Below are 12,741 nucleotides of genomic sequence, written 5' to 3'. Positions count from 1 at the left end.
TCTGCGGGTCTTCAGGACGTCTGCGGGTCTTCGAGGTGTACGGGCATCCGGAGCGTGGCCAGGAGTTCGTACAGGCTCAGGCCCAGCTCCGCCCCGGCGTCCTGGGCGGTGCGCCCCGGTCCGATGAAGGTCATCCAGTCCCCGGGACGCACATCCGGCACGTCCGTCACATCGAACTGTGTGCAGTCCATACCGGGACGGCCGGCCATGGGGCAGCTCCGCCCGCGCAGGAGTCCGCTGAACGCCGGGGCGGTTCCGGTCACCCCGCGGGAGAAGCCGATGGCGACGGAGGCCAGGCGCCGGCCGGGGGAGAGGGCCGCGGACCGGTCGTAGCCGAGCCCTTCCGGGCGGGTCACGGTGACCAGCTCCAGCACCCGGGCGCGTACGGAGACCGCGGGCCGCAGCCCGTCGAGGCGGGCGCCGGCCGGCCCCGCCGCTTCCCGGCTGCCCAGTTGCAGCAGTCCGTACAGGCCGATGCCCGGCCGTACCCAGTCCGTACCGCGCAGCGCCTCGGGGTGCAGCAGCCCGTGGGTCGCGGCGAGCGAGGCTTCGAGCGGGGAGCCGAGCGCGGCGCGCGCCCGGGCCACCCGGGACCGGAACGTGCCCGCCTGCTCGGCGGTCTCCCGCCGGTCCCGGCCGGAACTGGACAGATGGGCGAAGATTCCGGCCACGCGGACGGCGGTACGCGCCTCGTGCAGGGCGTCCAGTACGGCGGCGAATTCCGGTTCCTCGCGCGGTCCGAACCGGTTGAAGCCGACGTTGGTCCGCAGCCACACGGTGGCGGGCGCGCCCTGACGCCACGCCACCGCCCCGTGGCGCCGGACCTGTTCCGGGGTGGCGACGGCGGGCATGAGCCGGTACCGGGCACAGGCGGCCGCGGTGTCGGCGACGTCCACGTCCATCACCAGAATCGGGGCGTCGATGCCGTGCTCCCGCAGCTCGGCCCCCTCGGCGACCGAGTCCACGGCCAGTGCGTCCGCCCCGGAGGCGACCAGCAGGCGCGCGATCGCCGGTGCGCCGAGCCCGTACGCGTCGCCCTTGACGACGGCCATCAGCCGCCGGCCCTCGGCCGCCGCGCGCAGCACCCCGAGGTTGTGGCGTACCGCGTCGGCGGCGACGGTCTTCGCCAGCCGGGCGGCGGCCAGCCGGGCGGGGGACTCGCGCGGTGCCACCCCGGTGCGGGTCATCGGATCTCCTTCCCGGCAGCGGGTGGTGGGCGAAGGAGCGTCATACCGATTCCATATCCGGATAGTGCACGCGTTCCCCCTCCCAGTTAACCAGTTCCAGCACGCGGAGCCCGTTGTCGTCCAGGACGTGCCGGGGATATTCGTCCACGGAGCCGATGTCCATCAGCGGGACCGTGCATTTCCCGGTGGCATGCGGAAGTACGTACTCGGGGACGGCGGGATTGGAAATGTGCCGCTTCAGCGAGCGGACGATCTCCACTCCGCGCTGCACCGGGGTGCGGAAGCACGCGGATTCCGGGCTGTGCGGCATGAAGTGGTAGAGATACCCCGCGTGCACTCCCCGCCGGTACAGGCCCATGCACAGCTCACGCATCGTCTGGGGGGTGTCGTTGACGCCACCCAGGAGCGGAACGTTGGCGAAGATGATGGGGACGGCGGACTGGAGTTTTTTGACCGCGGTATCGAATTCCGGGGTCAGTTCCCGGGGATGGGTGATGTGCAGGCCGATCGAGACGACACCGTGCCGGGCGAGCACCGCGGAGAGCCCGTCGTCGATCCGGTAGGGGTTGAACGTCAGGGCCCGGGTGTGGAAGCGCAGGAGCAGGTCGGGCCGGGCGTCCCGGGCCTCCCTCAGCGCCTGGTCGATCTGGTCGTTGCTGTGCATGAACGGTTCTCCGCCGCTCAGGATGATCTCTTCTATCTGCGGGTTGGCCCGCAGATAGTCCAGGGTGGCCCGCCAGTGGGTACGGTCGAAGGTCGCCTTTGTGGAGTCCTTGTCGAGCGTGCGGAGTGCCTCGTAGCAGAACTGACAGTAGGCGTGGCAGACGTTTGCATAGCGCACGATCACGCGGTTGTCGTACTTGTGCTGGGCGATGGGAGTGACCATCTCGTGCGGGAGTTCCCAGTTCTCGGTCTTCCCGTCATAGGCGTACGGGGCGTCACTTTTCCCGGACCCCTGCGGGGCGACCTGCTTCCATAACGGGTCGTCGACCGACGGACCCCCGGTGTGCGCGTCGGTGGCAACCAGACTCAGGTAATACGGGGTCACTTGAAAGCGCTGGGAGAGGTTATGACGTGTGATCCGTTCCAGGATCTCCTGATCACACCGGGGAAAGCGCTGCCGGAACTGCCGGGCCGTCCGGATCGCATTGCGCTGCTGCCATTTCCAGTCGGTCCACTTCTCGCGGTCGATGGTGCGGGCGACTTCGGTGGTCATCCTGCTCTCCTCGGACTGGAGTCACGGGTGCGCGGGCAGTGCTCAGGGCACGGCGACCGCCGTGGTGACCGGCTCACCGGAGATCATCTGGCGGACCGCCTCGGCGGCTCGTGCGCGCAGTTCTGCAAGGGACGGGACGGAGTAGAAGGCCGCATGCGGGCTGATCAGGGCCCTCGGGTGGGCCCGCAGCCACGGGGGGATGTCCGGCTCGCCCTCGACCACGTCCAGGCCGACCCGGGCCGGCCGCTCCTCGGCGAGCGCGCCCTCGAGGGCCGAGATGTCGATCAGCGCGCCGCGCGCCGTGTTGATCAGGACGGATTTCTGCTTCATCCGGTGCAGACGGCCGGCGTCCAGCAGATGGCGGGTGTCCGTGGTGAGCGGCACGTGCAGGCTGACGACGTCGGACTCCTCCAGCAACTGGTCGAGGTGGTGCTGCCGTTCCATGCCGAGCGCCTTCTCGATACCGGGGTGGTTGTACGGATCGAAGAAGACGACCCGGAGCCCGAAGGCCTGGGCCCGCCGCGCGACCGCGAGCCCGATGCGCCCCAGGCCCACCACGCCCCAGACCATCTCCCTGAGCCGCCGCGGATCGCCGATCGCGCGCCAGTCCCAGCCGCCGTCGCTCACATGCCTCCGCAGCTCGCCGAGCCGGCGTTCCAGCGCGAGGAAGAGCGCCAGGGTGTGATCGGCGACCTCCTCGGTTCCGTAGTGCGGAACGTGGTAGACGGGGATACCGCGGGCACGGGCGGCCTCGATATCGACGTGGTCGTAACCGACGCTGGCGCAGACGACGGCCCGGCAGGCGTCCGACTTCCTGAAGAAGTCCGCGTTCAGCGAGACGCGATGCCAGAGGATGACGTAATCGGCGCCCAGTTCATGGAGGCGCCCGTGGTCCTGCGCCGGCACGATCAATGGCCGGACTCTGCCGAACGGGCTGATGATCTCCTGCTCCAGATCAGCCCCTTCGACATACCCCGCCCCCGGTGCGTCGAGTACGACGACCGAGGGCGTGTGGTCATGTGCGGTTTCCCCGGAGCTGTTGACGCCGGACCGAGTCACCACTCTTCCGCCTCTCTGCATGGGGGAGCGTACGAGGCACGATCAGCCATTGAAGTCACTGGCGGAGAGGCGAACCAGGTTGCTTTCGGCCTTGCGGATGTTTTTCTCTCGCGGGCTGTTCGCGCAGCTCAACGCGCAGGCGAACAGCGGAGAGCCCGCCGCACTCCCACGAGTCGGGCGCCGCGTAAGCGCGGAGACCTGTGGCATTGAACAGGGCGGAAGGTTTCCGCGCCTCCTCGGGATCACGTCCGCTACGCACCCTTGACCGGGCGGTGGCGGGTGGGTAGGCGCAGGACGCCGCCTTCGGCGAGCGGCCGTGGGGGACTTCGCGGGCACCGAGAGGGCGGCTTCCCGGTCGGTTTCGGAAATTGCGGGTTTTCCGCAGCAGGAATGCGGAGTTGCCGCAGGGAGCCTGGTGAGTTCGGGTCCGGTGCGGGGCGGCCGTGTCCGGAAACGTGAATCTGGCGTATTCGTTTCCTTCCATGGGCTGTCGTTCCGAATGCATATGCGATGATTCGTCGTGCCTGAGCCGGAGTTGGCCGGGGTGATGAGGGGAGTTCCGTGAAGTCTTTGACGCTCAGATCGGCTGTCGGGGTGGTCGCGTCCATAGCGGTGTCGGCCGTGTTGGTACCCGCGTCATCTGCCGGGGCGGCGGCGCGTCCCGACCGCGTGGACAAGGCGGCGGTCGAGTCCTTCGGCCGTATCGCCGGTGAGGTGTTAGCGGACCGTACGGCCGCGATGGTCGACGGCAGGCCGACGGAGACGGAGCACGGCACACCGCCGCCGTCCGGGAACACGGCGCGCCTTTCGCCCGGAACGGAGCGCTCGGAGCGGGCCGTTGTGTCCTCGCTGCGGCTGCGCAAGAAGAAGCTCGCTTCTCTGGGCGAGGCGTACTCCGCCGGCAGCACCCGGGTCACCGTGGACTCGTCCCGGGTCACCGGCGGGCAGGCCACGGTGCGGGTCACCGAGCGCACGGTGCTGACGTACCGGAAGGTCCGCGGTGACGAGCCGGGGACCACGGGCTTCCGGGCTCACCACGAGCTGAGCTTCGCACCCGTCCGGGGCGGGGGGTGGGAGCTGACGGCCGTCCAGCCGCTGGACGAGATGCCGCAGGTGAACGCGCCCGCACCGGCCGCGCCCGCGGTGCAGCCGAGGTCGGCCGCGGGGGACACCCCGAGCGCACCCGAGGCGGGTGTGGCGCCCTTCGCGAAGCGCGTGCCGAAGAACCGGAACACCGGATACGACTACGCGGCGATGGCCGCTTACGCCGAGAAGTACTGGAAGAACCACAACCCGGATTACCGGGCGTACAGCCTCGGGGCAGGCGGGGACTGCACGAACTTTGTCAGCCAGGCGCTGAAGGCGGGTGGCTGGAAGCACGCTCCGGGCAGGGCCGGTGATTACGACAAGTGGTGGTACGGGTCCGACACACAGTCGGATTCGTGGGTGGGCGCCGACGAATGGTCGTGGTTCGCGCTGAACTCGAAGCGGGTGAAGTCCCTTTCGAACGTCTACCAGATGGAGGTCGGGGACGTTCTGCAGGCGGATTTCGACGGTGACGGGTCGAAGGACCACACCATGCTCGTGACGTACCGGAACAGCCTGGGCATGCCGTATCTCACGTACCACTCGTACGACACCTACCGACGGTCGATGCTGAGCCTCGCGGTGATGTCCCCGTCCGCGAAGTGGTACGCCTACCGCACCTGATCCACGAGGCCGCCGGGCGGAGAGCCCGGCCCGCCTTGGCACGGCAGCTCAATTGGCGTCTGGAGTAGGAAATTGTCCAAGAAGGCCGCACGCGGCGCGTTGGTTCTGGTGGCCGGGACGACTTTTGTCCTCGGGTCGCTGTCGGCCTGTGATTCCGGTGAGCAGGGAGCCGGGACGAAGGCCGTGGCCACTCCCGAGGTTCCGGCTTCCTCCCCGCCCGCATCCGCTTCCCCGGACCCGTCCGCGTCGAAGAGCGGGGCACCGGAGGAGAAGTGGGACGGGAAAGTCCGGGTGCTGGGGGACGGCTCCACGTCGGCTACCGGTCCGCAGCCGCACCAGCCCCGACCGGAGAAGCTGAAGCCCGGTGAGAAGCCACCGCAGTTCGTGGTCTTCTCGTGGGACGGTGCGTTGCAGGGCGACGACAGGCTCTTCTCGCACTTCCGCGAGGTCGCCCGGAAGAACAACGCCAAGATGACGTTCTTCCTCACCGGTACCTATCTGCTGCCGAAGTCGAAGGCGTCGATGTACCGGCCGCCGCAGCACAAGCCCGGTGAGATGGCGATCTCCTATGCGACGGACCCGCACATCAGGGAAACTCTGGAGCAGCTTCGGGGTGCCTGGCTGGAAGGCAACGAGATAGGCACGCACTTCAACGGTCACTTCTGCGGGGCCAAGGGCGGCGGTGACTGGAGTACGGCCGAGTGGAAGAGCGAGATAACCCAGTCGTATGCGTTTGTGCAGCACTGGAAGACGAACACCGGGTTCAAGGATCTGCCCCCGCTGCCCTTCGACTACAAGAAGGAACTGGCGGGTGGACGGGCGCCGTGTCTGGAGGGGCAGCCGAACCTGCTGAAGGCCGCCAAGTCGTTCGGCTGGCGCTACGACGCCAGTTCACCCGGTGACTTCCAGATCTGGCCGTCCAAGATCCACGGTATCTGGAACTTCCCGTTGCAGCTGGTTCCCTACCCCAGGAGCGAGAAGCAGGTTCTGTCCATGGACTTCAACTTCCTCTACAACCAGTCCGGTGACAACACCCGCGGCGATCCGGCGAAGTACGAGCAGTGGCGAAAGCTGACCCGTGACGGCTATCTCAACGGCTTTGAGCGCGTCTACCACGGGAGCCGCGCACCGCTCTTCATCGGAAACCACTTCGAGGACTGGAACGGCGGCATATACATGAAGGCCGTCGAGGATGTCACGAAGTCGGTGTGCACACGGGACGGGGTGCGCTGTGTGACCTTCAAACAGCTCGCCGACTGGCTGGACGTCCAGGACCCGAAGGTCCTGGCGAAGCTGCGCATGCTGGATCCGGCGCAGTCCCCCGACTGGGCAACCCTGGTGAAGTAGCGCGTGAGGCCCGGCCGCCGCGGTGGAGGCGGCCGGGCGCGTAACGTCGCTTCCGCGTCCTTTAGGGTCGAGATGTGATCAAACGTCATGCAGGGGCACACGCCCGGAATTCCGCTCGCCGCTTCCCGCCGCGTCCGGCCTATCCACGCCCGGGCCGCGTCGGCTGGCGGCGCTGGATACCGTCGTGGTTACAGGTACTCGGATTGTCCGGCGCCTTCACAGGTGCCGTGACCGGTCTCCTGCTGATCATGTACGTGCGCACCGACATACCCTCCGGTCTCCATGCCTTCGCCGTCCAGCAGGCCAATGTCTACCACTGGGCCGATGGCTCCGAAATGGCCCGCACGGGCGAAGTGAACCGGCAGGACACCCCCTTGGAAAGGGTGCCGGAGAAGGTCCGCTGGGCCGCGCTGGCCGCAGAGAACGAAACCTTCTACTCCGACAGCGGTATCTCGCCCAGCGGTATGATCCGGGCCGCCGTCAACATGATCGGCGGGGGCAGTACCCAAGGCGGATCGACCATCACCCAGCAGTACGTCAAGAATGCCTACCTCGACCAGGAACAGACCTTCGGCCGCAAGCTCAGCGAGATATTCATCGCGATCAAGCTCGACCAGAAGATGAGCAAGGACGAGATTCTCGCTCGCTATCTCAACACGAGCTGGTACGGGCGCGGCACCTACGGCATCGCGCGGGCCGCACACGCCTATTACGGCAAGAGCGTCTCCCAACTCGACCCCAGTGAGGGCGCGTTCCTTGCCGCGCTGCTCCAGGGCGCCTCCCGGTACGACCCGGCGCTCGGCCCCGAGAACCGCAAACGCGCCGTGCAGCGCTGGAGCTGGGTGCTGGACCGGATGGTGGCCATCGGCAGGCTCTCCCCGAAGGAACGGGCCGGCTACACCCGCTTCCCCGAACCCCTCGCCCCGCCCCGGCCCACCGGACTGACCGGCCAGACCGGCTACTTGGTGGAGACCGCCCATGCTTATGTCCTCGCTCACAGCGACGTCTCCGACCGCGAGTTCGACCGCGGCGGCTACCAGATCCGCACCACCTTCGACAAACCGCGGTCCACTGCCCTGGCCGAGAGCGTGACAAAGCTGCGCGACGGCCTGCGGCCACAGCAGCGGGAGGCCGACCGGAATGTCCGTATCGGTGCCGCCTCGGTGACCACCGACGGACGCATCGTCGCGCTGTACGGCGGACCGGGCTATCTCCAGCAGGGGTTCAACGACGCCAATTCCACCGTCGTACCGGCCGGCAGCGCCTTCATGCCCTTCGTCTACGCCGCCGCCCTGCGCGACGGGGTGCAGCTCCAGCGCGACAAGCCCCGCACCCCGGTCGGCCCGGCGACGGTCTACGACGGTGATGACAAGATCTCGCTGCACACGCCGGAAGGGCCCTACTGGGACCGCTCGGGAAAGATCGTCAAAGCGGTCAACGACAACGGGAAGTCCTGGGGCCGGATCCCGCTCAAGGAAGCGGTCGTCCAGTCCGTCAACACCACGATGATGCAGGTGGGTATGGACGTGGGCCTGAACCGGGTAGGCCGGCTGGCCACGGAGTCGGGGTTGCTCAAGAGCAGCCTCGGCGTCCAGCTGCCCTCCTTCTCACTGGGCGCCGCCACGACGCCCAGCGCCATCCGGATGGCGGACGCCTACGCGACGTTCGCGGCCGGGGGCCTGCACACGGAGCCGTACTCGGTGTCCCGGCTCACCCGGGACGGCGCGAACGTGCCGGTGGAACGGCCGACGGCCGGGCGGGCGCTGCCGGCGCCCGTGGCGAAGGCCGTGGACGAGGCCCTGCACGACGCCGTCCGCCGGGGCTCGGCAGTCCGGGCCCACGCCGCCGGCCAGGACGCGGCCGGCAAGACCGGCACCGCACAGGACAACCGGTCGGCCTGGTTCGTGGGCTATCGCGGCACGCTCTCCACGGCGGTCTCGCTCTCCCGGATCGACCCCAGGAGTCAGGAACTGCTGCCCCTGGACGGCCTCGGCGGCACCCCCGAGGGACAGCCGGGCAGTCCGCTCCCCGCCGAGATCTGGACGCGGTACATGACGGCCCGGTAGCGCCGGCCGGGAGGGCCCGTAGCCCGCCCGGGTCCTGCCGCAGGAGGAGCACGGACCGGGGTACGGACTCCCCCTTCGGGAGGGGTGTGCGTGGCACCGCAGACGACACCGACTGGACGAAGGGATGACGATTCCCTGCCGCGAAAAGCGAAAGCTTCTGGGCATGACAAACCCCGGACAGCAGGTCATACCCCGCGTCATCACCACGATCATGGCGGCGGCCGTGGTGTTCGCCGTCACCGGCGAAGCCACCGCCCAGGCCGCTCCGCCCGGCCAGGCGGGGAATGCGGCCACCACTCAGCAGTACGCCGATGAATACACCCATATCGTTGTCGACAAGCGGCCCAGGGGAGAGGTGAACCTCGGCGAGCTGCGCGATTCGCTGGGCAGAAACGGCCTGCAGACCTCGAAGAGCCGTTGGCTCGCCGAGGGAAAGAACGTGGAGGAGGAGCTGAGGAGAGCGGGCTCGGGCTATGCCAGGAACGGGCACCACGAGCACGTCTTCCTGTGGGAGGGCTCTTCGAAGCAGGGCATCGAGGGCGCCAATGCCATCGAGAAGAACGGTGACGCCATCCGGGTCAAGGTCCGATGGGACGCGCTCAAGCGGGACGGCAGCATATTCAGTGGCACGCTCAAGGGGGACCACAGCGGCGGTCCGCTGGGCGGGGTGTCGACCAACGGAGCGTGGGCGTACAAGGGGGACATCCCCCGGAAGTACCTGTTCATCGAGGGGGTCGACAACCCTTCCCACCCCGGTATGAGTCAGTGGCTCGCGGGCAAGGGCTGGCCTGACGGCAATGGCGTATGCGCGACCGGCGCCGCATCGGGCCGGACGAAGCGCGCGGCCGCGTCGTGCAGCTGGGGCGATGACGGGGTCGCCCATACCCAACGGGAACGCCTGCGCACGCACGGCGACGACGTCGAGTACGTCACGTCCCTGGAGGAGTTCGAGAAGAATCCCAAGGCCTTGCTGTCGCCGCTGCGCGAGACCAACAAGGTCCTGGCCGACGCCGCGTCCGCCGAGCTCGGCGCGAAGGACTTCGAGACGTTCTCCGCCCAGGTCGGCGAGGCCTTCAGCCGTGACCTCCGGACCGTGCAGGGGCTCACCACCGACACGAGCCTGCTCGCCGAGGTGGGCCGCAAGGTCGGCCGGGCCGGTGAGCTGGGTGTGAAGGCCCTGCCGTACGTGGGGATCGCCGCGACCGGCTACGCCGTCGCCGAGGACGCCAAGGCCGGGGACTACGCGAACCTCGCCTTCGACTCGGTCGCCGAGGGGCTTCAGGTGGCCATGGTCGCCCAGCCGGAGGTCGCCCCGCTCCTCGAACCCGCCCTGCTCGCCGAGCAGTTGGCGCAGCTCGTGTACAACGAGGTCGCCGGGTGGATCGCCGAGCAGAAGCAGCTGGCCCACGACCGCGCCCAGTGGGACGGCGCCGCCAAGGACCTGGTGGCGCACCGTGACACGCAGTGGCGCGACCGTCTTGTGGGGCAGGCCGTGCAGGAGCTCTTCCCCCAGCTCAACGAGAAGTTCAACCGCGTCCTGACATCCGACGTGGTCACCCTGGGCAAGTGGGCCAAGGCCAAGAAGGCGGCCGTCGCCAGGATCGCCGAACGGTCCCGGGCCCGCGCGGCCTCCGCGGAGGAGAAGCAGCGCATCGGCGCCCATGCGTCCGCGTTGAACAAGAAGATCGACGCGAAGGTGTGGGAGCAGCAGGACGCCCGGACCGCGCTGTACGAGCAGCAGATCGTCAAGGTCGCCACGGGCGCCTTCGCCGCCACGCTCAAGCCGGGCAAGGACGGGAAGAGCGGATTCGACACCTTCAACGACCACTTCCTCGACAAGAGCGCGAAGCCGTATCTCGACAAGTTGATCGGCAGGATCTCCAAGGAGGAGTTCGACGCCAGCGGGGCCAGGGTGTGGGGCCAGCAGGAGCTCAGCCGTCGGCAGGCGCGGTGGAAGAAGATGACGGAGGACAAGCTGGCCGAGGTGCGCCGAGCCCTGTCCGCCGGGGGCCGGACCACCCTGTCCGAGGACGAACTGCGGACGATGCAGCAGAAGTACTTCCCGGCGAAGGAGGTGTTCCGCGACCCGGAGCGCGACCGGGAAAGGATCTTCCAGGAGCTCGTACGGGACCGGCGAGGAGGGTAAGCCGGCAGGGAGGCCGGACCGGCAAGGAGGGTGGACCGGCGAGGAGGATAGACTTCACCACCGATCCGGACATTTCATGATCATATCCGCGGGGCCGGTGGCGACGGGCAAGGCAGGAAAGGCACGGGCATGAAGTGGTACACCGCCCTGTGCAACAGCCGGTGGAAGAACACGGTCCTGGCGGGGATCTACGGCATCCCGCTCGTCGAGATCGCACTGGCGATGCCACACGCGGGGCTCGTCCGGGACCCGACCGCGGGGGTGCTGGTGTCCTTCGCCATCGCGGTCGGCACGGTGTGGCGCGAACGCGCGCTCCTGCCCTACAGCGCGATCTCCGTCGCCGGTGTAGCGGTCACCGGTCATCTGCTGTGCACCACGGTGGCCTGCTACACCGCGGTCCGCAAGGGCCGCTACGTGCTGGCCGCGATCCTGGTGCTCGTCTCCCTGGTCTTCGCGCTGGTGACACCGGAGGCGCTGACCGCGCACGCCCCGCACCCCGAGGCCACCGTCTCCGGCGCCGCGGTGATCGTCCTGGTGCCGGTGCTCATGGGCTACCTGGCCAAGGTGAACAAGAAGATGGCCGAGCTCACCGTCGAACAGCAGGCCCAGGAAGCCCTCCTCCAGGAAGGCCGGCTCCGCGAGGCGGCCCTGCAGCAGCGCGAAAGGCTCGTACGGGACATCCACAACGGGGTCGGGCGGCAGATCACCCTCATGGTGCTGCAGGCCGGTGCCATCGCCGTCCGCAAGGACGCCTCGGAACCGGTCAAGGAGAGGTGCCGGCTCATCTCCGAAGCGGGGCGCGACGCCGTCGACGCCCTGCGCGAGATCGTCACGCTCGCCAAGACGCCCGACCCCGCGGACACCCCACCGGCCGGACGCCGGTACGTCCTGACGGACCTGGCCCCCGTGATCGGCCGCTACCGCAGCGGGGGACACCTGATCACCATCAACGTCCGCATCTCCCAGTCCCCGCCGGACCCGGCCACCCAGGACCTCGCGTACAAGGTCGTGACGGAGGGGCTGAGCAACGCCGCACGCCACGCCCGCGGCGCCGCCGTCTCCGTCCGGATCGACCAGACCGGCACCGAGGTGATCGTCACCGTGTGCAACCAGGCACCGCCGCCCGGCAGCGACCCGCTGCCGGGCACCGGCAACGGCCTGGTCTGGCTCCGCGAGGAGGTCCAGTCCGCGGGCGGCACCCTGAAATCGGCCCCCGGATGCGGCGGGGGCTTCGTCCTGCAAGCCCGCCTGCCGGGCCCCGCGTCCCGCACCGAGGAGACAGCATGATCCGCGTCCTGATAGCCGACGACGACGCCTTGGTGCGCGCGGGAATCCGCGCCATCGTCGAGGCCTCCGAGGAGATCACGGTCACGGCGGAGGCCCGGGACGGCGGCGAGGCCATCGACGAGGTCCGCCGGAGCCGGCCGGACGTGGTGCTGATGGACATCGAGATGCCGGGCTGCGACGGCCTGACCGCCACGCGGCACCTGCTCGGGCAGCCGGATCCGCCCAAGGTGCTCGTCCTGACCACGTTCGGCATGGACGAGAACATCACCGCCGCGCTGTACGCGGGGGCATCGGGATTCCTGCTGAAGCAGCTCAGCCCGGAACAGCTCATCCACGCGGTGTGCACGGTCGCCGCCGGCGGCACGGTGCTGTCGCCCACCGTCACCCAGCAACTCCTCTCCCGCGGGGCGCCGTTGCCCCAGCGCGCGGCCGAGGCCCGCGCGCTGGTCACCAGGCTCAGCGAACGTGAGCGGCAGGTCTTCGATCTCCTCGGGGAGGGCATGAGCAACGCCGAGATCGCCGGGCAGCTGTATATGAGCATGTCCACCATCAAGACGTACGTCTCCCGCACGCTCACCAAGCTCAACGTCGACAACCGCACGCAGGCGGCGCTGCTGGCGTACCAGCTCCATTCCGGAGCGCAGCCGCCTGCCGTATGAGCCATGGACCTGCGTCTGAACTGTCCACCCGCGTCTGAGCTCATGACCTGCGTGTGAGTTCATG

9 protein-coding genes are annotated in these 12,741 nt (G+C 68.7%); 6 read left to right on the top strand and 3 right to left on the bottom strand.

Annotated features, from left to right (window positions below; all coding sequences use genetic code 11):
- Positions 1–11: 11 nt before the first annotated feature.
- From alr to ACFY12_RS31665, 3 genes are read right to left on the bottom strand one after another with little or no spacing between them, the layout of a single operon-like run.
- A complete protein-coding gene (alr, locus tag ACFY12_RS31675; RefSeq protein ID WP_390719384.1) occupies positions 12–1,187 on the bottom strand; it encodes an alanine racemase in 1,176 nt (391 codons plus the stop codon).
- A gap of 40 nt (positions 1,188–1,227) precedes the next feature.
- A complete protein-coding gene (locus ACFY12_RS31670; protein WP_390719383.1) occupies positions 1,228–2,403 on the bottom strand; it encodes a KamA family radical SAM protein in 1,176 nt (391 codons plus the stop codon).
- A gap of 42 nt (positions 2,404–2,445) precedes the next feature.
- Positions 2,446–3,462 carry a C-terminal binding protein gene (locus ACFY12_RS31665; RefSeq protein ID WP_390719382.1) on the bottom strand — a complete coding sequence of 339 codons (1,017 nt, stop codon included), beginning with the start codon at positions 3,460–3,462 and terminating at the stop codon, positions 2,446–2,448.
- 561 nt (positions 3,463–4,023) lie between these two features.
- On the opposite strand from ACFY12_RS31665, the gene ACFY12_RS31660 reads away from it, so the two are divergent.
- The 6 genes from ACFY12_RS31660 to ACFY12_RS31635 all read left to right on the top strand — a co-directional run bounded on the left by ACFY12_RS31660 (position 4,024) and on the right by ACFY12_RS31635 (position 12,677).
- On the top strand, positions 4,024–5,172 hold the full coding sequence (locus tag ACFY12_RS31660; RefSeq protein ID WP_390719381.1) for an amidase domain-containing protein: 1,149 nt from the start codon (positions 4,024–4,026) through the stop codon (positions 5,170–5,172).
- Between the two features lie 72 nt (positions 5,173–5,244).
- Complete coding sequence (locus ACFY12_RS31655; protein WP_390719380.1) at positions 5,245–6,519, top strand: hypothetical protein; 1,275 nt, start codon at positions 5,245–5,247, stop codon at positions 6,517–6,519.
- Between the two features lie 227 nt (positions 6,520–6,746).
- Positions 6,747–8,585 carry a transglycosylase domain-containing protein gene (locus ACFY12_RS31650; RefSeq protein ID WP_390719379.1) on the top strand — a complete coding sequence of 613 codons (1,839 nt, stop codon included), beginning with the start codon at positions 6,747–6,749 and terminating at the stop codon, positions 8,583–8,585.
- Between the two features lie 163 nt (positions 8,586–8,748).
- Complete coding sequence (locus ACFY12_RS31645; RefSeq protein ID WP_390719378.1) at positions 8,749–10,731, top strand: hypothetical protein; 1,983 nt, start codon at positions 8,749–8,751, stop codon at positions 10,729–10,731.
- Between the two features lie 129 nt (positions 10,732–10,860).
- Positions 10,861–12,018: a sensor histidine kinase gene (locus ACFY12_RS31640; RefSeq protein WP_390719377.1), complete on the top strand. Its 1,158-nt coding sequence runs from the start codon at positions 10,861–10,863 to the stop codon at positions 12,016–12,018.
- A complete protein-coding gene (locus ACFY12_RS31635; protein ID WP_390719376.1) occupies positions 12,015–12,677 on the top strand; it encodes a response regulator in 663 nt (220 codons plus the stop codon). Before ACFY12_RS31640 ends, ACFY12_RS31635 begins: the two co-directional genes overlap by 4 nt.
- Positions 12,678–12,741 lie beyond the last annotated feature (64 nt).

The sequence above is a fragment of the Streptomyces sp. NPDC001339 genome (genome assembly GCF_042895955.1).
Lineage (GTDB): Bacteria > Actinomycetota > Actinomycetes > Streptomycetales > Streptomycetaceae > Streptomyces.
Note: the sequence above shows the minus strand (reverse complement) of the source record. Positions and strands in the feature narration are given on the sequence as shown.

Coding starts and splice junctions, on each gene's coding strand:
- ACFY12_RS31670 (WP_390719383.1), bottom strand. CDS start 2,403: ATGACCACCGAAGTCGCCCGCACCATCGACCGCGAGAAGTGGACCGAC.
- ACFY12_RS31640 (WP_390719377.1), top strand. CDS start 10,861: ATGAAGTGGTACACCGCCCTGTGCAACAGCCGGTGGAAGAACACGGTC.
- ACFY12_RS31645 (WP_390719378.1), top strand. CDS start 8,749: ATGACAAACCCCGGACAGCAGGTCATACCCCGCGTCATCACCACGATC.
- alr (WP_390719384.1), bottom strand. CDS start 1,187: ATGACCCGCACCGGGGTGGCACCGCGCGAGTCCCCCGCCCGGCTGGCC.
- ACFY12_RS31635 (WP_390719376.1), top strand. CDS start 12,015: ATGATCCGCGTCCTGATAGCCGACGACGACGCCTTGGTGCGCGCGGGA.